Origin of the sequence: Pseudomonas sp. W17, assembly GCF_040268305.1 — a bacterium.
Classification (GTDB): domain Bacteria; phylum Pseudomonadota; class Gammaproteobacteria; order Pseudomonadales; family Pseudomonadaceae; genus Aquipseudomonas; species Aquipseudomonas protegens.
Window position 1 is genome coordinate 2,343,835 of record NZ_CP158490.1, and the last position, 23,129, is coordinate 2,366,963.

A 23,129-nucleotide genomic window follows, 5' to 3' on the forward strand; every position below is an offset into this window, starting at 1 on the left:
GGCCTCAGGCTTGGCTGAGGCGTTGTTGCAGACGCTGGCGCACGGCGGGCCACTCGTCGTCGATGATGCTGAAGCGCACGGAATTGCGCTTGCGTCCGTCGGGCATGATGCGCTCGTTTCGCACTATGCCTTCCTGTTGGGCACCGAGGCGCAGGATCGCCGCGCGGGACGTGTGATTGATCTCGTCGGTCGTGAACTGCACCCGCACGCAGTTCATGTCGTCAAAGGCATGGCACAGCATCAGGTACTTGGCCTCGGTGTTGACGAAGCTGCGCTGCCAGCGGCTGGCGATCCAGGTGCTGCCGATCTCCAGCTTGCGGTTGTGCCGGTCGATCTTCCAGAAACGCGTGCAGCCGATGACTTCGCCCGTGCTCCTGAGCGCGGTAGCGAACGGCAGTACGCTACCGGCATCACGCCCCTCGAGCGCCACGTCGAGGTAGCGTTCGACGGTGTCGGGGGAGGGCACTACGGTGAAAGGCAGGTTCCACAGCTCACCGTCCCGGGCGGCGTTGACCAGGGCGTCGGCATCACTGCGTTGCAACGGGCGCAGGATGATTCGCGGGCCTTCCAGTGAGTGCATGGCGCAGAGTTCTCCAGCGGGAGCGACGGGGCACTTATTACAGAGTCGCCCTCGGCGCTTGGCAAGAGCCAATCCGGGGCCAATGCGATAAAAAATATCAGCCGAATTGATTGTCCGGGCTTGCCGCTTCTGGCTTATACATAACGCCGACCTACCGGGGCCTGTCGCGACCCTGGGCGACCCTCATTTCAAGGATTTGTGCATGAGCCAGCCGCACCTGATGAACTTCGACCTGTACCTGCAGCAACTGGGCTACCCACACGCGCCAGCGCCGACCCTGGAAACCCTGCGGGAGCTGCAATGGCGCCATGTCTGTCGTTTTGCCTTCGAAAGCCTTTCGACCCTGTTGCGGGTTCCGGTACCCATCGACCTGGCCTCGGTGGAGCGCAAGATTCTCCACGAAGGGCGCGGCGGCTACTGCTATGAACTCAACCAGGCCTTCCTGGTGCTGTTGCTGCACCTGGGTTTCGATGCCCGGGGCATCACCGGGCGGGTGGTGATGGGGGCGCCGGAAGATGCGCTGACCGCTCGCAGCCACCGTCTGGCGCTGGTGCACCTGGAGAGCCAGCGCTACATCGTCGATGTCGGCTTTGGCGGCATGGTGCCTACCACGCCCTTGCTGCTGGATACCGAGCAAGAACAGGCAACGCCCCACGAGCCGTATCGCATCACCCTGCGCGAAGGTAGCTACACCTTGCGCGCCAAGGTCATGGATGAATGGCGGGCGATGTACGTTTTTGACCTGCAACTGCAGGGCGATGTGGATTACGAGATGGGTAACTGGTACGTCTCGACCCACCCGGACTCTCCTTTCCTCGGCCAATTGAAGGTGGCGCTGATGGGGCCGGGAATACGCCGAACGTTGAACAATGGCAGCTACGCCCTACATAGGATGGGGCAGCCCAGCGAGCGGCGGCAGATCACCGATGCAGGGGAGCTGATGGGCCTGTTGCAGGACGAGTTTGCCCTGCGCCTGCCGGCCCACCCCGAGCTGCCGCGGGTTCTCGAGCAGTTGCTAGAGGCCTGATTTCACAGGTTCTCCAACAGCGAGGCGGTGTCCGTGGTTCCGGTCGGTTGTCGACACGGCCGTCCAGGTGCAGTTGCCGCGTTTGCCGTCGCCGGCCCGGCCAACGGTAGGGCCGTGTTGCACCCAATGTGTACAAGATCCGGGTTCCGGCCAACGGATCGCACCCTACGAGCAGCAGATAAGCCGATCCGGCAACGGGATCGGCTTTTTTATCCTGTTTTTTCAACCAGTAGAGCAGCCCTCAAACCTTCGGTTGAAGAGCGGCGGATCGGCCCTGGGTTGGTTTCAACGAGGGCTCTGGGCCGCCTTTACAGGCCGGCACGGAGTCAATATCCGAGTGCCTTGCGCGCAATAGCCCGGGTTGATGGGTGGGGAAATTCAGAATGGAAAACTGTATACAATCCTATGGACAGTTGTCTTGGATGTTGCATACAGTGTGCCCATAACAAAAACAGGGAACCCCACACCATGAATACCCCCCAGGTTTCACAACAGCGGCCCGAAGACGAAAATTTGGGTGTTGGCGCCAACATGGCTTATGGCCTGCAACACGTGCTGACCATGTATGGCGGCATCGTTGCCGTGCCACTGATCGTTGGCCAGGCGGCTGGCCTGTCGCCTTCGGAGATCGGCTTGCTGATCGCTGCTTCGCTGTTCGCAGGAGGGCTGGCAACCTTGTTGCAGACCCTTGGCGTGCCGTTTTTCGGCTGCAAGCTGCCGTTGGTGCAAGGGGTGTCCTTCGCGGGCGTGTCGACCATGGTGGCGATTGTTACCAGCGGCGGCGAGGGCGGTTTCCAGTCGATTCTCGGTGCGGTGATCGTCGCCTCGCTGATCGGCCTGCTGATCACACCGGTGTTCTCGCGGATCACCAAATTCTTTCCACCGCTGGTCACTGGCATCGTCATCACCACCATCGGCCTGACGCTGATGCCGGTGGCGGCGCGCTGGGCCATGGGCGGCAACAGCCGGGCCCCGGACTTCGGCAGCATGTCGAACATCGGCCTGGCGGCGGTGACCCTGGTGCTGGTGCTGCTGTTGAGCAAGATCGGCAGCGCGGCGATTTCCCGTCTGTCGATTCTCCTGGCCATGATCATCGGTACGGTGATCGCACTGTTCCTGGGCATGGCGGACTTCTCCGGGGTCACCCAAGGGCCGATGTTCGGCCTGCCCACGCCATTCCACTTCGGCATGCCGACCTTTCATGTCGCGGCGATCCTGTCGATGTGCATCGTGGTCATGGTGACGCTGGTGGAAACCTCGGCGGACATCCTCGCCGTGGGTGAAATCATCCACACCAAGGTCGACTCCAAGCGCCTGGGCAACGGCCTGCGCGCCGACATGCTGTCGAGCATGATTGCGCCGATCTTCGGTTCCTTCACCCAGAGCGCCTTCGCCCAGAACGTCGGGCTGGTGGCGGTCACCGGCATCAAGAGCCGCTTCGTGGTGGCCACCGGCGGGCTGTTCCTGGTGATCCTCGGCCTGCTGCCGTTCATGGGGCGGGTGATTGCCGCAGTGCCGACTTCGGTGCTGGGCGGCGCCGGTATCGTGCTGTTCGGCACCGTGGCGGCCAGTGGCATCCGGACCCTGTCCCGGGTCGACTACCGCAACAACATGAACCTGATCATCGTTGCCACCTCCATCGGCTTCGGCATGATCCCGATTGCCGCGCCGAGCTTCTATGATCATTTCCCCAGCTGGTTCGCCACCATCTTCCACTCGGGCATCAGCTCCTCGGCGATCATGGCGATCCTCTTGAACCTGGCGTTCAACCACTTCACCGCGGGCAACTCCGACCAGCAGTCGGTGTTCGTCGCCGGCACCGAGCGCAGCCTGCGCTTCCAGGACGTTGCCGTACTGCGTGAGGGTGACTACTTCAGCGGCGGCAAGCTGCACGATGCCGAGGGCAATGAAGTACCTCTGGTAGGAGAGGAGCCGGGCCACTCACCGAACCAGGCCGGCGATGGTTCGCAGCCGAGCCATGCGCGCGGCAGTGTCGAGGCCACTCACTGAAGTCGAGTACCGCGGCCATGAAAAAAACCGGCGCCCTCAGGGCGCCGGTTTTTTTGCAGTCGGTTATTCCAGGTTGTCCAGCGGCTTCAGGGCCTGCAGGGCGTCGGGGTTGTTCTGGTACTGCTGGCGCAAGCTGGCGAGCTGCTGATCATGGCCTGTGCAGACCTCATTCACGGCTTTCTCCAGGAAGACCCGGCGTTCCTCGTCGTAGGCTTCCTCGCCGGCAAAGTGCTCGCAGGCTTCGTGGCGCTGGATGAATGCAGCCACCTCATCGGGAAGCTCGGCGCCGCTTGCGCCATAGTGCTTGCCCAGCAACAGGCGTTTTTCCTCGACCCAGCCGGTGTAGTCCTCGCCGTCCTTGGCGATGTACATGACCTGGGCCCAGCCGTCTCCACTGGAGGCGTACACCGTCAGGCCATCACCGGGAATCACGTAGAGTTTCTTGTTCAGGCAGGTGGCATTCGGCCCGCTGTGAAAGTGCAGCCGTCCCTGGCCTATCACCCTGGCTTCCAGGGGCGGGCGATATTCGCCGGCTTCCAGGGAGACGTTGTCGCTTAAGGTGGCGCAGTCCACCGGGGCTTCGGCCAGGGCTGGCAGGGGCAACAGGGAAAGCAGGCCGTACAGGGGCAGGAGGCGCAGGAGTCGGTCCATCGCGAGGGGATCCATGAGGTGGGAGTGCGGATCGCGCGATGGTAATGACAAAGATGCGGCCTGTGAATGATCACGGGCCGCATCCGCTGTATTTCAGTCGGCAGCCTTGCTGAGGTACCCCTGGCGTACCAGGGACAGGGCGAAGACCACCACCACTGCGGCGGCCCCCGCCAGGGTCAGGGGTAGACCATAGCTGCCGCCGCTCATGGCCGCGCCGCTGAGCAAGGGGCCCAGCAGGCTGCCGATGCCCCAGAGCAGCCCGGCGCTGGCGTTGGCAGTCACCAGGTCGGCGCCGCTGAAGGACTGGCCGATCAGCACGATAGCCAGTGTATAGATGCCGCCGGCCACGGCGCCGAGGATGACCAGGCTCGGCCAGAGCAGGGTGGACGTTTGCATCAGCAGTGGCAGGGCAAGGCCGATCAGCAGGGCAATGATGCCGCAGCCCAGGTAGATCCCGGGGCGCCCGAGCTTGTCCGAAAGCCAGCCGAGGGGGAACTGGAACGCGGTGTCGCCCAACAGAATGATGGTCACCATCAAGGCCGCGAGCTTGATGCTGTAGCCATGGGTGGCGGCGTACACCGGAAAGAGCGACAGCACCACGCTGTCGAAAAACGCGAAGAACAGGATGCCCACGCACAGCGCCGGCGCGATGCGGATAAAGCCCAGTACCGAAAAGGTGCGACTTTCGGCATGCAGCGGCTGCTGGTCTTCCAGGGGCAGGATCAGCCAGACCACTGCGATCGCCACTGCATAACCGACGCTGACGATGCCCAGCACGGCGGGCCCCTCGGTGCCCAAGAGCGATACCAGGCCCGGGCCCAGGAGCTGGAAGAAGGTGAAGCAGGTGGTGTAGACCGCTACCAGGCGTCCGCGGGTGGCGTCTTCGGCCATTTCATTGACCCAGGTTTCCCCGAGAATGATGATCAGCCCCGCCCCCAGGCCCATGGCGACCCGCGCCAGGCCCAGGCTGTAGAGGCTGGCCCCGGGCAGTTCCAGGGCGGCCACGCTCAAGGCGCACAGGCTGAAACACAGCAGGTAGATCTGGCGCCGGGTCAGGCGTTGGCTCAGGGCATTGACCAGGAAGGCCGAGAGCATCATGCCTGCGGCGGGCAGCGCCGACATGATGCCGATCTGGTTGTTCGAGGCGCCGGCCTGATACAGGCGCAGGGCAAGGATCGGCACCGTGGAGCCGATGCTCAGGCCGACAATGGAGATGCCCAGGATCAGGGCGGCTAACAAGGCTTTGTTCATGATCAAGACCTGCGCCTGAAGCGTCAGGCGCCAAAAAAGACAGTTATTGCGGGCACTGCAGGACATCGCAGGCCGACGTGCGGGCGATTGCCGGGCAGATGCCCTGGTGGAAGCAGAGGGGCTAGCGGGGTGGCGCCGGGTTCAATCGCGATCAGCGTGGGCCCGGGTGGGGGGAGAAGGTGAAGGCAAACAATACGCTACGGCGTCGACGGTTGATCGCACAGTCAAGTTGGGCAACAGCCAGGGTTGCCGAAGGGCTCATCGAGGGGGAAGGGCACGGTGACTGTGCGGGCAGGAACATCGCGGGGTCTGACTGCTTGGATAAAGAGGCGCACAGCCTACGTCAGGCCTTTGCGGCAATGCAACCGGGTTGGCGAAGGAGGATTTCAGGCGTGCATGAAGCGTCTATCCGCATGTCGGGATGAAAGGCGGATCAATCATTTGCAAGGGGGATACTGCTTGAGCTGATTTGCCGCAGGAGCAGGGCGCTCTCATGAGGATCAAGGCAAATCAGTGTAGGAAGATGGCTCCACGACCTGGACTCGAACCAGGGACCCAGTGATTAACAGTCACTTGCTCTACCAACTGAGCTATCGCGGAATGCGCCGTATCTTACTGATTCAGAAAGGGAAGTCAACAAGTCGAGGAATTTTTTTTCAGGACGACGAGGATCTGAATGAAAGGCTGGCAGGACTTTGCGGGATTTATCGGTCTGCACGTCTCTGGCGGATCCGATAGGGGCTACCATGGCGCCCCGGAAGTGGTTTCACGCGCTGCCGGCCTTCAGCCGCATAGGTACGCCTTTATGATCCGCTTCGATTTATCCCAGCATCCTTCTATCTGTTTCGCGCTTTGCTGCGAGGTGCTGTCATGAGCATCGAGCAGATCAGCCTGCCCAAAGGGGTCGGCCCCAGGCCGGCAAGTTGCTGGACGCCATCACCCAGGCCGGATCGGCGATGGATTTGAACCGTGCCGGCGGCAAGGCCGAAGGTTTTGTCCTGGGGCTGGAGAGTGCCAAGGCCATCAAGAGCCAGGTGGCTGAGGCGCTGTACGTGGCGTTCGACGATGCCGCCAGCCAGCGCCTGGCTCAATTGCAGGGGTAGGGCGGTTCAGCCGCCGAAGGTCAGGGTGCCGAGCATCAGCTTGGCCATCAGCGAGGTTGCGGCCAATTGCACCAGCCACAGGGCCAGTCCGCCAAGGAATACGCCCAGGGCAATTTGCAGCACCAGGCTCTTTTCGCGTTTCTGCGAGCGGGGCAGGTAATGCTCCAGTTCGTCGCGGTCGGCCCGCAGGTCATCGTTTTTCATCGGGATCTCGCTCAGCAAGGGGGGCATAGGCTCACAGTCTAGAGGCTGTGGGGGCGGGCAGCGCAACGACGTATCGCCAACGAAAAGGGGAAGCCTGCCGGCTTCCCCTTTTCGTTGGCGCTGTCGTGAATCAGATCACTTGCAGGATGGCCTGGGTCACGACATGGATGTTGTTCTGGTTCAGCGCGGCGACGCAGATGCGGCCGGTGTCCAGGGCGTAGATGCCGAATTCGTTGCGCAAGCGGGTCACTTGCTCAACGGTCAGGCCGGAGTAGGAGAACATGCCGCGCTGGCGACCGACGAAGCTGAAGTCGTGCTCAGGGGCGCCTTTGGCCAGCAAGTCGACCATCTGGGTGCGCATGCCGCGAATTCGCAGGCGCATTTGCGCCAGTTCCTGCTCCCACTGGGCGCGCAGTTCCGGGCTGTTCAGCACGGCGGCGACGATGGTTGCACCGTGGGTCGGCGGGTTGGAGTAGTTGGTGCGGATCACGCGCTTGACCTGGGACAGCACGCGGGCGCTTTCTTCCTTGGAGCTGCTGACGATGGACAGGGCGCCAACGCGCTCGCCGTACAGCGAGAACGACTTGGAGAACGAGCTGGAAACGAAGAAGGTCAGGCCCGACTCGGCGAACAGGCGCACCGCCGCGGCGTCTTCGTCGATGCCGTCGCCAAAGCCCTGGTAGGCCATGTCGAGGAAGGGCACGAGGTTTTTCGCCTTGACCACCTCCAGGACGTCTTTCCAGTCCTGTGGGCTCAGGTCGACACCGGTCGGGTTGTGGCAGCAGGCGTGCAGCACCACGATCGACTGGGCCGGCAGGGCGTTCAGGTCTTCCAGCAGGCCAGCACGGTTCACGTCGTGGGTGGCAGCGTCGTAGTAGCGGTAGTTCTGCACCGGGAAGCCGGCGGTCTCAAACAGGGCGCGGTGGTTTTCCCAGCTCGGGTCGCTGATGGCGACCACGGCGTTGGGCAGCAACTGCTTGAGGAAGTCGGCACCGATCTTCAGGGCGCCAGTGCCGCCAACGGCCTGGGTGGTGACCACGCGGCCAGCGGCCAGCAGTGGCGAGTCGTTGCCGAACAGCAGCTTCTGTACCGCCTGGTCGTAGGCGGCAATGCCGTCGATCGGCAGGTAGCCACGGGAAGCATGTTGGGCGGCGCGAATCGTCTCGGCTTCGACAACGGCGCGCAGGAGCGGAATGCGTCCCTCCTCGTTGCAGTACACGCCCACCCCGAGGTTGACCTTATCGGTGCGGGTATCGGTGTTGAATGCTTCGTTGAGGCCCAGGATTGGATCGCGTGGTGCCATTTCGACAGCGGAGAACAGGCTCATTTTTACGGCGGCTCTGAATGGAGTGTGGAGGGACGTGTCGCGCTCCAGCCGAATGCACTAGAGCGGTGCACAAACGGGGAGCTAGTATAGAGGCCATCATCGTGGCGGGCGACAGCCGATTGACCTTTTGCGGCAAGTTTTTCGCTTTATTTTTCGACCGTTAGTCTTATTGCAACATCCTGGGTGTTAGCGGGTGTCAGGCCTTTCCCTTGAAAGCCGTAGTATTTGGCTCCACATCTAGCACATTCCCGTTTTTTCCTCGGCGACATGGGTCGTACGCGGTCTTTCTCGTTCCTGTACGGTATCGCCGCGCACGAATGATCCCAGAGGTACGTTATGTCCGAATTCCAGCTAGTCACCCGCTTCCAGCCCGCCGGCGACCAGCCGGAAGCCATCCGTCTGATGGTCGAAGGCATCGAGGCCGGGCTGGCGCACCAGACCCTGCTCGGTGTGACCGGTTCGGGCAAGACGTTCAGCATCGCCAACGTGATCGCCCAGGTACAGCGCCCGACCCTGGTGCTGGCGCCGAACAAGACCTTGGCCGCGCAGTTGTACGGTGAGTTCAAGGCCTTCTTCCCGAACAATGCGGTTGAGTACTTCGTTTCCTACTACGACTACTACCAGCCCGAAGCTTACGTGCCGTCCTCCGACACCTTTATCGAGAAGGACGCCTCGATCAACGACCATATCGAGCAGATGCGCCTGTCTGCCACCAAGGCGTTGCTGGAGCGCAAGGACGCGATCATCGTGACCACGGTGTCCTGCATCTATGGTCTGGGCAGTCCGGAAACCTACCTGAAAATGGTCCTGCACGTGGACCGCGGCGACAAACTTGACCAGCGCGCTTTGCTGCGGCGTCTGGCGGACCTGCAATACACCCGCAACGACATGGATTTCGCCCGCGCCACCTTCCGCGTGCGTGGCGATGTGATCGACATCTATCCGGCGGAGTCGGACCTGGAGGCGATCCGCATCGAGCTGTTCGATGACGAAGTGGAAAGCATCAGCGCCTTCGACCCCTTGACCGGTGAAGTGATCCGCAAACTGCCGCGCTTCACCTTCTACCCCAAGAGCCACTACGTGACCCCGCGGGAAACCCTGCTGGACGCCATCGAAGGGATCAAGGTGGAGTTGCAGGAGCGCCTGGAATACCTGCGTTCCAACAACAAGCTGGTGGAGGCCCAGCGCCTGGAGCAGCGCACCCGTTTCGACCTGGAGATGATCCTCGAACTGGGCTACTGCAACGGCATCGAGAACTACTCGCGCTACCTCTCGGGGCGTCCCGCTGGCGCGGCGCCACCTACCTTGTACGACTACCTGCCGGCGGATGCCTTGCTGGTGATCGACGAATCCCACGTCAGCGTGCCCCAGGTCGGCGCCATGTATAAGGGTGACCGCTCGCGTAAGGAAACCCTGGTTGAGTACGGCTTCCGCCTGCCATCGGCTCTGGATAACCGGCCAATGCGTTTTGACGAGTGGGAAGGGGTAAGCCCGCAGACCATCTTCGTTTCCGCCACTCCGGGCAATTATGAGGCCGAGCACGCCGGCCGCGTAGTGGAGCAGGTGGTGCGCCCCACCGGGCTGGTGGACCCGCAAGTGGAAGTGCGCCCGGCCCTGACCCAGGTGGACGACCTGCTGTCGGAAATCACCAAGCGTGTGGCCGTGGAAGAGCGGGTACTGGTGACCACCCTGACCAAGCGCATGGCCGAAGACCTTACCGATTACCTGGCCGACCATGGCGTGCGTGTGCGCTACCTGCACTCGGACATCGACACCGTGGAGCGGGTGGAGATCATCCGCGACCTGCGCCTGGGCACTTTCGATGTGCTAGTGGGGATCAACCTGCTGCGTGAGGGCCTGGACATGCCGGAAGTGTCCCTGGTGGCGATTCTCGATGCCGACAAGGAAGGCTTCCTGCGTTCCGAGCGTTCGCTGATCCAGACCATCGGCCGGGCCGCGCGTAACCTCAATGGCCGGGCGATTCTCTATGCCGACCGCATCACCGGCTCTATGGAGCGGGCGATTGGCGAGACCGAGCGCCGTCGCGACAAGCAGATCGCCTTCAACCTGGCCAATGGCATCACCCCCAAGGGGGTGGTCAAGGACGTTGCCGACATCATGGAAGGCGCCACCGTGCCCGGTTCGCGCAGCAAGAAACGCAAGGGCATGGCCAAGGCCGCGGAGGAAAACGCCCGCTACGAAAACGAACTGCGCTCGCCCAGCGAGATCACCAAGCGCATTCGCCAGCTCGAAGAGAAGATGTACCAACTGGCCCGCGACCTGGAGTTCGAAGCCGCGGCGCAGATGCGCGACGAAATCACCAAGCTGCGCGAGCGCTTGCTTACCATCTAACGACGCTCGATCCCTCGTAGGAGCCGGCTTGCCGGCGAAGAGGCCCTCAAATCCTGTGCAAGGGTTGGGAGCCTATTCGCCGGCAAGCCAGCTCCTACAGGCAATTCTTGGGTCAGTGGGCTTCGCCGGCCTTGAGGCCCTTGGGCAGGGCCTTGGTCAGCAGGATCGCCAGCATGCTGATGCCCAGGGCAATGCCGACGAAATGGAAGGCGTCGTTGTAGGCCATGATCTGTGCCTGCTGGTGGGTGATTTCGCTGAGCTTGCCCAGGGCTGCGGTCTCGCTGCCGAACTTCTCGGTGAGGGTTGCCAGGCGTTCCGCCACCTGGGGATTGCTGGGCACAACGGCTTCGCGCAGGTAGTCGAAATAGGTCTTGGTCCGGGCATCCAGCAAGGTCGCCAGCAGGGCAATGCCGATGGCGCCACCGAGGTTGCGCAGGATGTTGAACAGGCTGGAGGCCGATCCCGCGTCCTGGGGCTGTATATAAGCCGTGGCGATCAGCGAGATGGTGACCATGATCAGCGGCTGGCCCAGGGCGCGGATGATCTGGATCTGGTTGAACTGCGGTCCGGCGAAGTCCGGATTGAGCACGCCTGACGAGAAACTCGCCAGCCCGAACAGGCCGAACCCTAGGGCGCATAGCCATTTGGGCGAGATGAACTGCATCAGCTTGGGCACCAGCGGAATCAGGAACAGCTGCGGTATCCCCATCCACATGATCACTTCGCCGATCTGCAGGGCGTTGTAGTTCTGGATCTGCGCCAGGTACAGCGGCAGCAGGTAGATCGAGCCATACAGGCCAACCCCCATGCCCAGGCTGGAAATGCTCGACAGGCCGAAGTTGCGATTGCGCAGGATGCCCAGGTTGATCAGTGGATTGGGCTTGGAGACCTGGACGATGACGAAGGTGATCAGGCTGACCAGGGCGATGCTGCCCAGGGTCACGATCAGGTTCGACTCCAGCCAGTCCTTGCGGTGGCCTTCCTCAAGAAATACCTGCAGGCAACCCAGGCCCAGGCCGAGGGTGAGAATGCCGGCGTAGTCGGTGCTTTTCAGCAGTTCCCAGTGAGCTTCCTTCTTTTCCAGGCCATACAGCAGGCCCGCGATCATCAGCAGGCCCGGCGGCACGTTGATATAGAAGATGTACTCCCAACCCCAGTTTTCCGTGAGCCAGCCGCCCAGGGTCGGGCCAATGGAGGGGGCGAAGGTGGCGGTCATGGCGAACATGGCCATGCCCTTGGCCCGGTGGTGCTCGGGGAGCTTGATCAGGGTCAGGGTGAATGCCAGGGGAATCAGCGCGCCGCCGGTAAAGCCCTGCAGGGCGCGAAACACGATCATGCTTTCCAGGCTCCAGGCCATGGAGCAGAGCAGGGAGGCGATCAGGAAACCCACCGAAACCCAGGTCGCCAGCCGCCGGGCCGAGAGCAGCTGCACCAGCCAGGCGGAGAGGGGGATCATGATGATCTCCGCCACCAGGTAGGAGGTGGAGATCCACGAGCCTTCCTCAAGGGTGGCGGAGAGGGCGCCCTGGATGTCCTTCAGCGAGGAGTTGGTGATCTGGATGTCGAGCACCGCCATGAAGGCGCCGAGCATGGCGCTCATGACCGCTATCCAGTCGCGCCGGCTGGGCTCCGCCAGCGGGCGCAGCAGTTGATCACCGGCCATCGACAGGGTCTTTGACGTTCACTTTGACCGTGACCGACATGCCCGGACGGATCTTGCCCTGTAGGGGATTATCGGGGGCGAAGGTCAGCTTTACCGGAATGCGTTGTACCACCTTGGTGAAGTTGCCGGTGGCGTTGTCCGGTGGCAGCAGGCTGAACTGTGCGCCCGACGCGGCGAATAGGCTGTCGACCCGGGCCTGGATCGGGGTGTCGCCGTAGGCGTCGAAGGTCAGCTCGGCCTGTTGCCCGGGTTGCATGTGACCGATCTGAGTCTCCTTGAAGTTGGCCTGAACCCAGATGTCCTGGTCCGGAACGATCGACAGCAGGTAGGCGCCGGCCTGTACCACCTGGCCGTTGCGCGCTGCACGCTGGCCGATGATGCCGCTGATGGGGGCGTGGATTTCGCTGCGGCTCAGGTTCAATTGCGCCTGGGCCAGGTCGGCCCGGGCATTGGCAATCTGTGCGTCGAGGCGCTTGATCTCGGCGTTCAGGGCGTTGACCTGTTGGCGCTGGCCTTGCAGGTCGGCTTCAGCCTTGGCTACTTGGGAGCGGGCGATGTGGTTGTCGGCGGAAAGGGTGGTGACCCGTTCTTCGGAGACATAACCGGGCTTGCGCAGGGTCTGGGCCCGGGACAGGTCGATCTGCGAGCGACCGAGGCTGGCCTGGCTCGATGCCACCTGGGCCTGGCTGGCGGCGATCAGGCTGGCTTGTTGGGTCAGTTTGCTCTGGGCCTGCAGGCGTTCGGCCTCGCGGGTGGCGAGGGCGGCCTGGGCGCGGTCCACCGCCAGCTGGAAGTCCTGACCTTCCAGGCGTATCAGCAATTGGCCTTGCTCTACGTGCTGGTTGTCCTGCACGCGAACTTCTTCAATCCGTGCGCTGAGTTGGCTGGAAACCCGGGTGATTTCGCCCTGGACGTAGGCGTTGTCGGTGGTTTCATAAAAACGGCCGTGGAACCACCAATGGGCGAGCAGTCCCAGGGCGATCAGCAGGACCAGAGACAGGAAAACAAACAGGCGACGCTTGAGTTGGGCAGGCATGGGCAGACTGTAGTCGAGAAAAGTGTAAGGAAATCTATCAGCCGGCGAATCTGGCATATAGCCACTGGGTGGTAAATGCCGCTTGTTGATTATTGGCCATTCAGCGGGCTGGCAGCGGCCTGTAGTCGCAACCTTGGCTTAAATGCCCTCCTCACTGGAGCGGTGCTGGTGTCGCCTGTTACCATTCGCCCCCTGTTTTATTCCTCGTTTTTCTATCTGTTCGAGACCAGCCATGACCACCGTTCGCACGCGCATCGCGCCATCGCCTACCGGGGACCCCCACGTAGGTACCGCTTACATCGCTTTGTTCAACTACTGCTTTGCCAAGCAGCATGGCGGTGAGTTCATTCTGCGTATCGAAGACACCGATCAGTTGCGCTCGACTCGCGAGTCCGAGCAGCAGATCTTCGACGCCTTGCGCTGGTTGGGCATCAATTGGAGCGAAGGCCCGGATGTCGGCGGCCCTCACGGCCCGTATCGCCAGAGCGAGCGCGGTGACATCTACCAGAAGTACGCCCAGCAACTGGTGGACCTGGGCCACGCCTTCCCGTGCTTCTGCACCGCCGAAGAACTGGACCAGATGCGTGCCGAGCAGATGGCTCGTGGCGAAACCCCGCGTTATGACGGCCGTGCGCTGCTGTTGTCCAAGGAAGAAGTGGCCCGGCGCCTGGCGGCCGGCGAGCCCCACGTGATCCGCATGAAGGTGCCGACCGAAGGCGTCTGCGTGGTGCCGGACATGTTGCGTGGCGACGTCGAGATCCCGTGGGATCGCATGGACATGCAAGTGCTGATGAAGACCGACGGCCTGCCGACCTACTTCCTGGCCAACGTGGTCGATGACCACCTCATGGGCATCACCCACGTGCTGCGTGGTGAGGAATGGCTGCCTTCGGCGCCGAAACTGATCCTGCTGTACGAATACTTCGGTTGGGAGCAGCCGCAGCTGTGCTACATGCCGCTGCTGCGCAACCCGGACAAGAGCAAGCTGTCCAAGCGCAAGAACCCGACCTCGGTGACCTTCTACGAGCGCATGGGCTTCATGCCCGAGGCCATGCTCAACTACCTGGGCCGCATGGGCTGGTCGATGCCGGACGAGCGCGAGAAGTTCTCATTGCAGGAAATGGTCGATAACTTCGACCTGTCGCGGGTATCCCTGGGTGGGCCGATCTTCGATATCGAGAAGCTGTCCTGGCTCAATGGCCAGTGGCTGCGGGATCTGCCGGTGGAAGAGTTCGCCAGCCGGGTCCAGACCTGGGCGCTGAACCCCGAGTACCTGATGAAGATCGCGCCCCATGTGCAGGGCCGGGTCGAGACCTTCAGCCAGATCGCACCGTTGGCCGGCTTCTTCTTCGCGGGTGGCGTGACCCCGGATGCCAAGTTGTTCGAATCCAAGAAACTTTCGGGTGATCAGGTGCGGCAACTGATGCAGTTGATCCTGTGGAAGCTCGAAAGCCTGCGTCAGTGGGAGAAAGACAGCATCACCGCGACCATTCAGGCAGTGGTTGAATCCCTGGAACTGAAGCTGCGCGACGCCATGCCGCTGATGTTCGCGGCCATCACTGGCCAGGCCAGTTCGGTATCGGTACTCGATGCCATGGAGATTCTGGGGCCGGACCTGACGCGTTTCCGTCTGCGTCAGGCCATCGATCTGCTCGGTGGTGTGTCGAAGAAAGAGAACAAGGAATGGGAGAAACTGCTGGGCGCCATCGGCTAAGACGCCTTTGCAGGACGGTTGCGCCAAGGGCGGCGATCTTTTCGGCTACGCTTGAAATCCAGGCGCAGACGGTTTGATCGTCGCCCTTGGCGTTTTCTGTCGGCCTGTAACGAACCTTTTGCGGGGGTTGATGCGGGTCGACAAGGCCGCAAAAGCCAGGGTTTTCGGGGCGGGGCGGTAAGTGATTGTTATCCCGGCAAATTTTTTTTCAAAAAACGGAAAAAAAATTGACAGCCTTCCGATCGCCCCTTAAGATTCGCCCCGTCCTCAGCGATGAGGGGCTATAGCTCAGCTGGGAGAGCGCTTGCATGGCATGCAAGAGGTCGACGGTTCGATCCCGTCTAGCTCCACCAAATTTGCAGTTCAAGGCCTGGCCACACCGGCCTTGAGTCGATCGGTACTCAGCACCGGTCAGTTGTCAGAAGGGTTTGCGTCCCCTTCGTCTAGTGGCCTAGGACACCGCCCTTTCACGGCGGTAACAGGGGTTCGAGTCCCCTAGGGGACGCCAGTTTCACACAAGCGATGTTGCAAGATATCGCTGCGCCGCGAGGCGAAAATCCGGGGCTATAGCTCAGCTGGGAGAGCGCTTGCATGGCATGCAAGAGGTCGACGGTTCGATCCCGTCTAGCTCCACCAATTTACAGTTCAAGGCTTGGCCACACCGGCCTTGGATTGATCGGTACTCAGCACCGGTCAGTTGTACAGAAGGGTTTGCGTCCCCTTCGTCTAGTGGCCTAGGACACCGCCCTTTCACGGCGGTAACAGGGGTTCGAGTCCCCTAGGGGACGCCAGTTTCACACAAGCGATGTTGCAAGATGTCGCTGCGCCGCGAGGCGAAAATCCGGGGCTATAGCTCAGCTGGGAGAGCGCTTGCATGGCATGCAAGAGGTCGACGGTTCGATCCCGTCTAGCTCCACCAATTTACAGTTCAAGGCTTGGCCACACCGGCCTTGAATCGATCAGTACTCAGCACTGATCAGTTGTTAGAAGGGTTTGTGTCCCCTTCGTCTAGTGGCCTAGGACACCGCCCTTTCACGGCGGTAACAGGGGTTCGAGTCCCCTAGGGGACGCCACGTTTACCCGCTCTGCGGGATTTTTAAGGGTCATTCAATCATTGAATGACCCTTTTGTTTTTCTGGCCTTCAGCCAATCTCTCTTTCTTCCTCAGCCTGCGCTTCTGACCGACGGTCACACTGGCGACTTGCGGAAAATTATTATGGGAATAATATTTTTTTCGTAATATTCGGAGGTAACGATGAACGACAAAAAAGCTCAAACCCGCGAACGTATTCTCCAGGCCGCCAGTTCTGCACTGATCCAGCGCGGCCCGGCCGAACCGAGTGTGGGTGAGGTGATGGGGGCTGCCGGCCTGACTGTAGGCGGCTTCTATGCGCACTTTGAGAGCAAGGATGCGCTGATGCTGGAAGCTTTCACTCAGTTGCTTTCCCATCGACGCGGCCTGCTCGATGAAATGGATGCAAGCCTCAGCGGCGAAGAGCGCCGGGCGTTGGCAGCGGCGTTCTATCTGTCGCGCAAACACCGCGACTCCACCGAGCAGGCGTGCCCGATTCCAGCCTCGGTCGGCGAACTGGGGCGCTTGCCCGAGAGCTTTCGCAAGGCTTTGAACGAACACATGGAGCTGATGGTCGCGCAACTGGCTGCCAGCCCCGAAGATACCGACAAGGCCTTGGCCGATATGGCGCTGATGGTGGGCGGCCTGTCCCTGGCGCGGGCGTTGGGGCCCGGCGAGTTGTCCGATCGTTTGCTGCGTGCCGCCAAGTCGGCGGTGCTATGACCTGAAGTGCAACGGCGAGGTAGGTGATGAGCAGATTGAGCTGGATTCGTGGCGTCAATGGCACTCTGGGGTGGGTGGCGCCGCAATGGGCGGCGAATCGGATGCGTCATTTGTTCATGACCCCTCGCGAGCTGCCGCCACGAAAGTGGGAGTTGCCCCTGCTGGCGCGTGCCGAGCGCCTGACCTTGCGTTTCGGGCTTTCAGCCCTGCGTTGGGGCCAGGGGCCGACGGTATTGCTGATGCACGGTTGGGAAGGGCGGCCCACGCAGTTTGCCAGCCTGATCGAGGCCCTGGTGGCCGCCGGTTATACCGCCGTGGCGCTGGATGGCCCGGCTCATGGTCGTTCCCCGGGCGATGAGGCAAACGTGGCACTGTTTGCCCGGGCGATGCTGGAGGCAGCAGCCGAATTGCCGCCCCTGCGCGCGGTGATCGGCCACTCCATGGGCGGTGCCAGCGCCATGCTCGCGGTGCAATTGGGTCTGCGCACCGAAACCCTGGTCAGTATCGCCGCGCCGGCACGTATCCTGGCCGTGTTGCGCGGTTTTGCCAGCTACATGCGGTTGCCGCCCAGGGCGCGTTCCGCCTTTATCCGCCAGGTGGAGAAGAAGGTCGGAATGCGCGCCGCCGCCATGGACGTGGCCCAGTATCAGTTGGATATGCCTGGCCTGATCATTCACGCCGAAGATGACCTCTTCGTACCGGTCAAGGAATCGGAGCTGATCCACCAGGCCTGGTTCGACAGCCGTCTCCTGCGCTTGAGCGAAGGTGGCCACCAGCGGATATTGGCCGACTCCCGCGTGGTGGATGCGGTGGTGGCGCTGGTCAGTGGACGGCATCTGCAAGCGCGCCAATCGGCCTGAGCATCCGTTACACTGCCCCGGTCAAAAAAACTGACCGGGAGTCGGGCATGAGTTGGGATCTGGCAACGCCATTCGTCATCGATCTGCAGGTGGCCGCCGAGGATATCGATGGCCTCGGGCACGCCAACAATGCGGTCTACGTGACCTGGCTGGAGCGTTGCGCCTGGCGACATTCGCAACGCCTGGGGCTGGACCTGGCCGAATACCGGCGCCTGGACCGGGCGATGGCCGTGGTGCGGCACGAGATCGATTACCTGGCGGCGGCCTATGAAGGCGATGAGCTGCAACTGGCCACCTGGATCGTCGATTGGGACCAGCGCCTGAAGATGACCCGGCGTTTCCAGCTGATGCGCCCGAGCGACGGTACGACCCTGTTGCGGGCCCAGACCACCTTTGTCTGCATCGAGCTGTCCACCGGCAAGCCCAAGCGCATGCCCGCCGAGTTCCTGGACGGTTACGGCCCGGCCCTGCAGGGCGCCTGACACCTCCCTGTGCCCGTGCAGGCGCCGGCTTGCCAGCGAAGGCGCCTGCAACGGCTGGCTCGCCCCTGTAAAACTCCTGCTGAAGGTCGAAACCCAGTAAACTGGCGGACGTTTTTTTGCCCGTTTTCTTGTCGAGTGTGTTTCATGCAAATTGCCCTGGCGCCCATGGAGGGGTTGGTCGACAACATCCTGCGGGATGTACTGACTCGTGTTGGCGGGATCGACTGGTGTGTCACCGAGTTCATCCGCGTCAATGACCGCCTGTTGACGCCTGCCTACTTCCACAAGCTCGCCCCCGAACTGCTGCACGGTGCACACACCGCGGCCGGCGTGCCGCTGCGAGTGCAGTTGCTGGGTTCGGACCCGGTGTGCCTGGCAGAGAACGCGGCCCTGGCCTGTGAGCTGGGCAGTGAGGTCATCGACCTGAACTTCGGTTGCCCGGCCAAGACCGTCAACAAGTCCCGGGGCGGGGCGGTGCTGCTCAAGGAGCCCGAGCTGCTGAACCAGATCGTCGAGCATGTGCGGCGTGCGGTGCCGGCGCACATTCCGGTCACGGCGAAAATGCGCCTGGGCTTCGACAGCCCGGATGGCTCGCTGGTCTGTGCTACAGCGCTGGCCGAGGGTGGCGCCGAACATATCGTGGTGCACGCGCGGACCAAGGTCGACGGCTACAAGCCGCCGGCCCATTGGGAGTGGATCCCGCGGGTGCAGGAAGTGGTCAAGGTGCCGGTGTTCGCCAACGGGGATATCTGGAGCGTCGAGGACTGGCGCCGTTGCCGGGAAATCAGCGGCGTCGAGGACATCATGCTGGGTCGCGGGCTGGTTTCGCGTCCCGATCTGGCCCGGCAGATCGCCGCAGCCCGGGCCGGTGAAGAAGTGGTGGAAATGTCCTGGGCCGACCTGCAGCCGATGCTCCAGGATTTCTGGGCTCAGGTAGTGGTGCAACTGACCCCGCGTTCGGCGCCGGGGCGCCTGAAGCAATGGCTGGCGATGCTGACCCGCAACTACCCGGAAGCGGTCGAACTGTTCACCGCCCTGCGCCGGGAAACCGAGCTGGATCAGGTCGGGCGCCTGTTGGGCATGCCCCGGAGCGAGGCGGCGTAAAAAATTTTTAAGGCATGTCTTGAAACGCTGGAGCCCATCCCTATCTCTTGGGTACGCGATGCCGAATTCGGGTCGCGGAGATAACCACTCGCTGAATAATCAGGAGAAACACCCATGAGTACTGCATTTTCCTTGGCTCCACTGTTCCGTTCCTCTGTCGGCTTCGACCGTTTCAATGATCTGTTCGAGTCGGCACTGCGCAACGAACCAGGCAGCAGCTACCCACCCTACAACGTTGAGAAACACGCTGACGATCAATACCGCATCGTCATTGCCGCCGCCGGTTTCCAGGAAGAAGACCTGGAACTGCAAGTGGAAAAAGGCGTGTTGACCGTGAGCGGTGGCAAGCGCGATGCCAATGAAAGCGTCACTTACCTGCACCAGGGCATTGCCCAGCGTGCATTCAAGCTGTCCTTCCGCCTGGCCGACCATATCGAGGTCAAGGCCGCGGCCTTGAGCAACGGTCTGTTGAATATCGACCTGCTGCGGGTTGTGCCGGAAGAGGCCAAAGCCAAGCGCATCCCGATCAACGGTGCGCAGCAGGCGGCTCTGCAACACTAAGACCGCTGCAAAAAAAGGGCGCCCTGGTGGCGCCCTTTTTCGTGCCTGTCATTCCAACAGCTTCTTGAATTCGCTCAGCGGCAACGGCCTGCTATGGAGGAAACCCTGGTACAGGTGGCACTCCAGGCCCTGGAGGAATTCGAGCTGCTGCGGGGTTTCCACGCCTTCGGCGATGACCTTGAGGTTCAGGCTGCGGGCCATGGCGACAATGGCCCGGATGATTTCCGCATCGTTGGGGTCGTGGGTCGCATCGCGGACGAAGGACTGGTCGATCTTCAAGGTGTCCACCGGCAAGCGCTTGAGGTAGGTCAGGGACGAGTAGCCGGTGCCGAAGTCGTCCATGGCAAAGCTCACTCCGAGTTTCTTCAGCCGGCGCATCTTGTTGATGGTGTCTTCCAGGTTCTGGATCACGATGCCTTCGGTGATCTCCAGCTTCAGCAGGCTCGAGGGCAGTGCATAGGCGTGCAGGCTGTGTTCGACCAGCTCGACAAAGTCGGTCTGGCGGAACTGCCGCGGGCTGATGTTGACGCACAGGCTGAAGTGCTGGGGATCCACCAGTTTCTGATCGATCAACTGGCTGAAGGCCAGGCAGGCCTCGTCGAGAATCCAGGTGCCCACTTCGAGGATCAGGCCGCTGTCCTCCAGCACCTTGATGAACTCGGTCGGCGACTGTGCGCCCAACTCCGGGTGTTGCCAGCGCACCAAGGCTTCGGCGCCGACGATGCGGTTGTCGCGGGCGTCCACCTGGGGCTGGAAGTGCACGCTGAATTCGCCCCGGGACAGGGCCAGGCGCAGGTCGGTTTCCATGCGCAGGCGTTCGCTGGCGGCTTTTTGCATGGTGTTGTGGAACATCTGGGTGGTGTTGCGCCCTGAATCCTTGGCCCGATAAAGGGCGATGTCGGCGCGTTTGAGCAGGTCGGTGGGGGTCGAGCCGTGGTCGGGAATCAGTGCCACACCGATGCTCGGGGTGACCTGCAGGCGCTGGCCATCGAGGAACATCGGTTCGGACAGCAGTTCGCGTAGGGTGTCGGCCAGCTGGCGGACCTGTTCGCTGACTTCGTTGCGCGTGCCCTCAAGGCCACTCAGCAGGACCACGAACTCATCGCCGCCCAGGCGTGCCACGGTGTCTTCCATGCGCACGCTGGCTTCGAGCCGGGCGGTGATGATTTTCAACACGGTGTCGCCCACCGGGTGGCCCAGGGAGTCGTTGATGTGCTTGAAGTGATCGAGGTCGAGAAACAGTAGGGCACCGCGCAGGTTATGACGCTTGAGCAGGGCAATCTGCTGGCTCAGGCGGTCCATCAGCAGGGCGCGGTTGGGCAGGTTGGTCAGGGGGTCGTGGTAAGCCAGGTGGCGGATCTGTGCCTGGGCGTTCTTCAGCAGGCTGACGTCCCGGGCGGTCATTAGCAGGCAGGGCGTTTCGTTGAGGGTGATGGGTTCCACCGAGACTTCCAGGGTGAGGATTTCCCCGCGCTTGTTGCGCCCGAGCATTTCCAGGTGGTGTACCCGGCCCTTGATCTGGAGCTCCGCCAGCAAGGTGGAGAGTTGCGCTTCTTCGGCCCAGATGCCGATCTGGTACATGGTGCGGCCGATCACCTCGTCGTTGCGGTGGCCGGTCAGGCGGCAGAAACCATCGTTGACTTCCAGGTAGCGGCCCGTGTCGCGCTCGGTGATGCTGATGGCATCAGGGCTGGAGTGAAAGGCCTTGGCGAACTTCTCTTCGCTGGCCTTGAGGGCCGCCTCCGAGCGCTGCTGCTGGGTGATGTCCCGCAGGTTGGTGACGATGCAGGGCTGCTTGTCCACGGTGATCAGGCGGCTGGAAATGATGCAGGTCAGCGGCTGGCCGTTCTTGTGGTGGACCACCACTGCCACATTATTCAGCGCCTGTTCACGAATCACCTGCTCGATGCGCCGCAGGCGCGGCGCGGCGTCTTCCCAAAGGCCGATCTGTTCGGCGCTGCGGTTTAGCACTTCGTCCAGGGTCCAGCCGAAGGTCTGGGTGAAGCTGGAGTTGATCTCGATGAACTGACCGGTTTCCAGCAAGGTCACGCAGATTGGGTCGGGGCTGACCTGGAACAGGCTGGCGAATTTCTCTTCGGAGGTGATCAGGCGCTGTTCCCGTTCCACCTGCTCGGTGATGTCCAGCAGAGTGCCGGCCATGCGCAGCGGGCTGCCCTGTTCGTCGCGGTAGAGGCGGGCGCGGCTTTCCAGGTAGCGCGAGCTGCCGTCCTCCAGTTGCACCCGGTAGGTCAGTTGATAGTTGCCCGCCGGGCCTTCGCGCAGGCTGCGGTAGGCATCGCGCATGGAGTTGCGCTCTTCGGTGGGTACGCCTTCGAAGAAGGCGTCGAAGGATTCATGGAAGGGGATGGGTTCCAGGCCGTGCAATTGCGCGGCGCGGGCCGAGCCGTAGAGCATGCCGCTGGGAATGTGCCAGTCCCAGGTGCCCAGTTGCGCCGAATCCAGGGCCAGGTCCAGGCGTTCCTGGCTGTCCTTGAGCGCCTGTTCGGATCGTTTGCGCTCGCTGGTGTCGAGAAAGGTGCTGAGCAGGTAGGCCTTGCCCTCCAGTTCAACCTTCTGGGCACTGAGGATGCCGTCATGGATCTGCCCGTTGCTGGCGCGAAATTGCACTTCGAGGCTGGCGGCCTGGCCCTTCTTCTGGACCGCCTTGATCAGTTGGGCGCGCTGTTCGGGGTTGACCCACAGGCCGATCTCCAGGGTGGTACGGCCGATCACGTGCTCGGCGGGCCAGCCGAACTGGCTTTCGAAGTACTGGTTGGCCTCGCTGATCAGGCCATCTTCCAGGCGGGTCAGCAGCACGGTGTTGGGGCACAGGTGAAACAGCGTGGCAAAGCGCTTTTCCGAACTGCTGAGGGCTTCTTCGCGTTGGCGCTGGTGGGTGATCTCGCGGATCACCCCGATCATTCGCGGCTTGCCGTGCTTGTCCGGTAACACGCTGCCGTTGATCTCCAGCCAGTGCAGGCTGCCGTCGGGCCAGCGGATGCGGTGGTGCATGGCGTGTTCCAGCGGCGCGCCGGCCAGCACTGAATGAAAGGCGCGAATCGTCCTGGCCCGGTCCTCGATGGGCAGCAGGTCGAGGTATTCGAGGTTTTCCGGCAAGGGCTGGCGCGGGTCGAAGCCGAACAGCGCCTGGGTGCCCCGGGACCAACTGATCTGCCCGCTTTCAATATCCCAATACCAGGCCCCCAGGCGCGCACCGTTGAGGGCGGCGAGCAGCTGCGGTGCGTTTTCCCAGCTTTGCTCCGACTCCCGGGGGTCGACAGCATGGATACGCGGCAAGGGCGGAATACGGTCAGCGGGTTTGGGCATGGAGGTCAGGCCTTGAGCTGAGTCATTCGTCGGGTGCGGGATACTCATGGCGCTGCGGCGTGGCACGGGCGATACCCGGAGT

Annotated in this window: 17 protein-coding genes, 7 tRNA genes and 1 pseudogene; 16 read left to right on the plus strand and 9 right to left on the minus strand. The window is 62.2% G+C overall.

Annotated features, from left to right (window positions below):
• Positions 1-4 precede the first annotated feature (4 nt).
• Complete coding sequence (locus tag ABCR88_RS10820; RefSeq protein WP_350404528.1) at positions 5-580, minus strand: GNAT family protein; 576 nt, start codon at positions 578-580, stop codon at positions 5-7.
• A gap of 202 nt (positions 581-782) precedes the next feature.
• Here ABCR88_RS10820 and ABCR88_RS10825 point away from each other — a divergent pair, with 202 nt between their 5' ends.
• Positions 783-1,607: an arylamine N-acetyltransferase gene (locus tag ABCR88_RS10825; protein WP_041117000.1), complete on the plus strand. Its 825-nt coding sequence runs from the start codon at positions 783-785 to the stop codon at positions 1,605-1,607.
• Positions 1,608-2,075: 468 nt separating this feature from the next.
• Positions 2,076-3,617 carry a nucleobase:cation symporter-2 family protein gene (locus ABCR88_RS10830; protein ID WP_011060358.1) on the plus strand — a complete coding sequence of 514 codons (1,542 nt, stop codon included), beginning with the start codon at positions 2,076-2,078 and terminating at the stop codon, positions 3,615-3,617.
• A 63-nt stretch (positions 3,618-3,680) separates the two neighbouring features.
• Here the strand turns inward: ABCR88_RS10830 and ABCR88_RS10835 are convergent, their stop codons facing one another.
• The 3 genes from ABCR88_RS10835 to ABCR88_RS10845 all read right to left on the minus strand — a co-directional run bounded on the left by ABCR88_RS10835 (position 3,681) and on the right by ABCR88_RS10845 (position 6,119).
• Positions 3,681-4,268: an SH3 domain-containing protein gene (locus ABCR88_RS10835; RefSeq protein ID WP_350023834.1), complete on the minus strand. Its 588-nt coding sequence runs from the start codon at positions 4,266-4,268 to the stop codon at positions 3,681-3,683.
• Between the two features lie 93 nt (positions 4,269-4,361).
• A complete protein-coding gene (locus ABCR88_RS10840; RefSeq protein ID WP_041120595.1) occupies positions 4,362-5,519 on the minus strand; it encodes an MFS transporter in 1,158 nt (385 codons plus the stop codon).
• A 524-nt stretch (positions 5,520-6,043) separates the two neighbouring features.
• Positions 6,044-6,119: transfer RNA gene (locus ABCR88_RS10845), tRNA-Asn, on the minus strand.
• 270 nt (positions 6,120-6,389) lie between these two features.
• Between ABCR88_RS10845 and ABCR88_RS10850 the strand changes: the two are divergent.
• Positions 6,390-6,622, plus strand: a pseudogene (locus ABCR88_RS10850) (hypothetical protein).
• Between the two features lie 6 nt (positions 6,623-6,628).
• Here ABCR88_RS10850 and ABCR88_RS10855 read toward each other — a convergent pair.
• Both ABCR88_RS10855 and ABCR88_RS10860 read right to left on the minus strand, forming a co-directional pair.
• A complete protein-coding gene (locus ABCR88_RS10855; RefSeq protein WP_011060362.1) occupies positions 6,629-6,826 on the minus strand; it encodes a hypothetical protein in 198 nt (65 codons plus the stop codon).
• A 130-nt stretch (positions 6,827-6,956) separates the two neighbouring features.
• A complete protein-coding gene (locus tag ABCR88_RS10860; protein WP_011060363.1) occupies positions 6,957-8,153 on the minus strand; it encodes an amino acid aminotransferase in 1,197 nt (398 codons plus the stop codon).
• A gap of 336 nt (positions 8,154-8,489) precedes the next feature.
• On the opposite strand from ABCR88_RS10860, the gene uvrB reads away from it, so the two are divergent.
• Positions 8,490-10,505, plus strand: coding sequence for an excinuclease ABC subunit UvrB (gene uvrB, locus ABCR88_RS10865; protein WP_232644171.1), 2,016 nt, complete (start codon positions 8,490-8,492; stop codon positions 10,503-10,505).
• A 112-nt stretch (positions 10,506-10,617) separates the two neighbouring features.
• Here the strand turns inward: uvrB and ABCR88_RS10870 are convergent, their stop codons facing one another.
• A complete protein-coding gene (locus ABCR88_RS10870; RefSeq protein ID WP_350404529.1) occupies positions 10,618-12,168 on the minus strand; it encodes an MDR family MFS transporter in 1,551 nt (516 codons plus the stop codon).
• The gene (locus ABCR88_RS10875) at positions 12,158-13,204 is read right to left on the minus strand and encodes an HlyD family secretion protein (protein ID WP_060838394.1); all 1,047 of its coding nucleotides are present in this window, start codon (positions 13,202-13,204) and stop codon (positions 12,158-12,160) included. Before ABCR88_RS10875 ends, ABCR88_RS10870 begins: the two co-directional genes overlap by 11 nt.
• A gap of 232 nt (positions 13,205-13,436) precedes the next feature.
• Between ABCR88_RS10875 and gltX the strand changes: the two genes are divergently transcribed.
• The 12 genes from gltX to ABCR88_RS10935 all read left to right on the plus strand — a co-directional run bounded on the left by gltX (position 13,437) and on the right by ABCR88_RS10935 (position 19,720).
• Positions 13,437-14,918 carry a glutamate--tRNA ligase gene (gene gltX, locus ABCR88_RS10880; protein ID WP_016965547.1) on the plus strand — a complete coding sequence of 494 codons (1,482 nt, stop codon included), beginning with the start codon at positions 13,437-13,439 and terminating at the stop codon, positions 14,916-14,918.
• Positions 14,919-15,195: 277 nt separating this feature from the next.
• Positions 15,196-15,271 (plus strand) — tRNA-Ala (locus tag ABCR88_RS10885).
• Positions 15,272-15,350: 79 nt separating this feature from the next.
• Positions 15,351-15,426: transfer RNA gene (locus ABCR88_RS10890), tRNA-Glu, on the plus strand.
• A gap of 52 nt (positions 15,427-15,478) precedes the next feature.
• Positions 15,479-15,554: transfer RNA gene (locus ABCR88_RS10895), tRNA-Ala, on the plus strand.
• A gap of 79 nt (positions 15,555-15,633) precedes the next feature.
• A tRNA-Glu gene (locus ABCR88_RS10900) sits at positions 15,634-15,709 on the plus strand.
• A 52-nt stretch (positions 15,710-15,761) separates the two neighbouring features.
• Positions 15,762-15,837 (plus strand) — tRNA-Ala (locus ABCR88_RS10905).
• A 78-nt stretch (positions 15,838-15,915) separates the two neighbouring features.
• Positions 15,916-15,991: transfer RNA gene (locus ABCR88_RS10910), tRNA-Glu, on the plus strand.
• Between the two features lie 182 nt (positions 15,992-16,173).
• Positions 16,174-16,713: a TetR/AcrR family transcriptional regulator gene (locus tag ABCR88_RS10915; RefSeq protein ID WP_011060368.1), complete on the plus strand. Its 540-nt coding sequence runs from the start codon at positions 16,174-16,176 to the stop codon at positions 16,711-16,713.
• A gap of 26 nt (positions 16,714-16,739) precedes the next feature.
• The gene (locus ABCR88_RS10920) at positions 16,740-17,573 is read left to right on the plus strand and encodes an alpha/beta fold hydrolase (protein WP_015634891.1); all 834 of its coding nucleotides are present in this window, start codon (positions 16,740-16,742) and stop codon (positions 17,571-17,573) included.
• Positions 17,574-17,620: 47 nt separating this feature from the next.
• Entirely contained in the window at positions 17,621-18,055 is a 435-nt protein-coding gene (locus ABCR88_RS10925; RefSeq protein ID WP_011060370.1) for a thioesterase family protein, read from the plus strand.
• Positions 18,056-18,199: 144 nt separating this feature from the next.
• Positions 18,200-19,159, plus strand: coding sequence for a tRNA-dihydrouridine synthase (locus ABCR88_RS10930; protein WP_011060371.1), 960 nt, complete (start codon positions 18,200-18,202; stop codon positions 19,157-19,159).
• Between the two features lie 114 nt (positions 19,160-19,273).
• Positions 19,274-19,720: an Hsp20 family protein gene (locus ABCR88_RS10935; RefSeq protein WP_011060372.1), complete on the plus strand. Its 447-nt coding sequence runs from the start codon at positions 19,274-19,276 to the stop codon at positions 19,718-19,720.
• A gap of 48 nt (positions 19,721-19,768) precedes the next feature.
• Here the strand turns inward: ABCR88_RS10935 and ABCR88_RS10940 are convergent, their stop codons facing one another.
• Positions 19,769-23,047 (minus strand): EAL domain-containing protein, encoded by a 3,279-nt coding sequence (locus ABCR88_RS10940; protein WP_350404530.1) that lies wholly within the window; start codon positions 23,045-23,047, stop codon positions 19,769-19,771.
• Positions 23,048-23,129: the final 82 nt, after the last annotated feature.

Excerpts from the sequence above, each read along its gene's own strand:
- ABCR88_RS10875 (WP_060838394.1), bottom strand. The coding sequence starts at position 13,204 with ATGCCTGCCCAACTCAAGCGTCGCCTGTTTGTTTTCCTGTCTCTGGTC.
- ABCR88_RS10940 (WP_350404530.1), bottom strand. The coding sequence starts at position 23,047 with ATGCCCAAACCCGCTGACCGTATTCCGCCCTTGCCGCGTATCCATGCT.
- ABCR88_RS10860 (WP_011060363.1), bottom strand. The coding sequence starts at position 8,153 with ATGAGCCTGTTCTCCGCTGTCGAAATGGCACCACGCGATCCAATCCTG.
- ABCR88_RS10835 (WP_350023834.1), bottom strand. The coding sequence starts at position 4,268 with ATGGACCGACTCCTGCGCCTCCTGCCCCTGTACGGCCTGCTTTCCCTG.
- ABCR88_RS10915 (WP_011060368.1), top strand. The coding sequence starts at position 16,174 with ATGAACGACAAAAAAGCTCAAACCCGCGAACGTATTCTCCAGGCCGCC.
- ABCR88_RS10840 (WP_041120595.1), bottom strand. The coding sequence starts at position 5,519 with ATGAACAAAGCCTTGTTAGCCGCCCTGATCCTGGGCATCTCCATTGTC.
- gltX (WP_016965547.1), top strand. The coding sequence starts at position 13,437 with ATGACCACCGTTCGCACGCGCATCGCGCCATCGCCTACCGGGGACCCC.
- uvrB (WP_232644171.1), top strand. The coding sequence starts at position 8,490 with ATGTCCGAATTCCAGCTAGTCACCCGCTTCCAGCCCGCCGGCGACCAG.
- ABCR88_RS10930 (WP_011060371.1), top strand. The coding sequence starts at position 18,200 with ATGCAAATTGCCCTGGCGCCCATGGAGGGGTTGGTCGACAACATCCTG.
- ABCR88_RS10825 (WP_041117000.1), top strand. The coding sequence starts at position 783 with ATGAGCCAGCCGCACCTGATGAACTTCGACCTGTACCTGCAGCAACTG.
- ABCR88_RS10920 (WP_015634891.1), top strand. The coding sequence starts at position 16,740 with ATGAGCAGATTGAGCTGGATTCGTGGCGTCAATGGCACTCTGGGGTGG.
- ABCR88_RS10820 (WP_350404528.1), bottom strand. The coding sequence starts at position 580 with ATGCACTCACTGGAAGGCCCGCGAATCATCCTGCGCCCGTTGCAACGC.
- ABCR88_RS10830 (WP_011060358.1), top strand. The coding sequence starts at position 2,076 with ATGAATACCCCCCAGGTTTCACAACAGCGGCCCGAAGACGAAAATTTG.
- ABCR88_RS10925 (WP_011060370.1), top strand. The coding sequence starts at position 17,621 with ATGAGTTGGGATCTGGCAACGCCATTCGTCATCGATCTGCAGGTGGCC.
- ABCR88_RS10855 (WP_011060362.1), bottom strand. The coding sequence starts at position 6,826 with ATGAAAAACGATGACCTGCGGGCCGACCGCGACGAACTGGAGCATTAC.
- ABCR88_RS10870 (WP_350404529.1), bottom strand. The coding sequence starts at position 12,168 with ATGGCCGGTGATCAACTGCTGCGCCCGCTGGCGGAGCCCAGCCGGCGC.
- ABCR88_RS10935 (WP_011060372.1), top strand. The coding sequence starts at position 19,274 with ATGAGTACTGCATTTTCCTTGGCTCCACTGTTCCGTTCCTCTGTCGGC.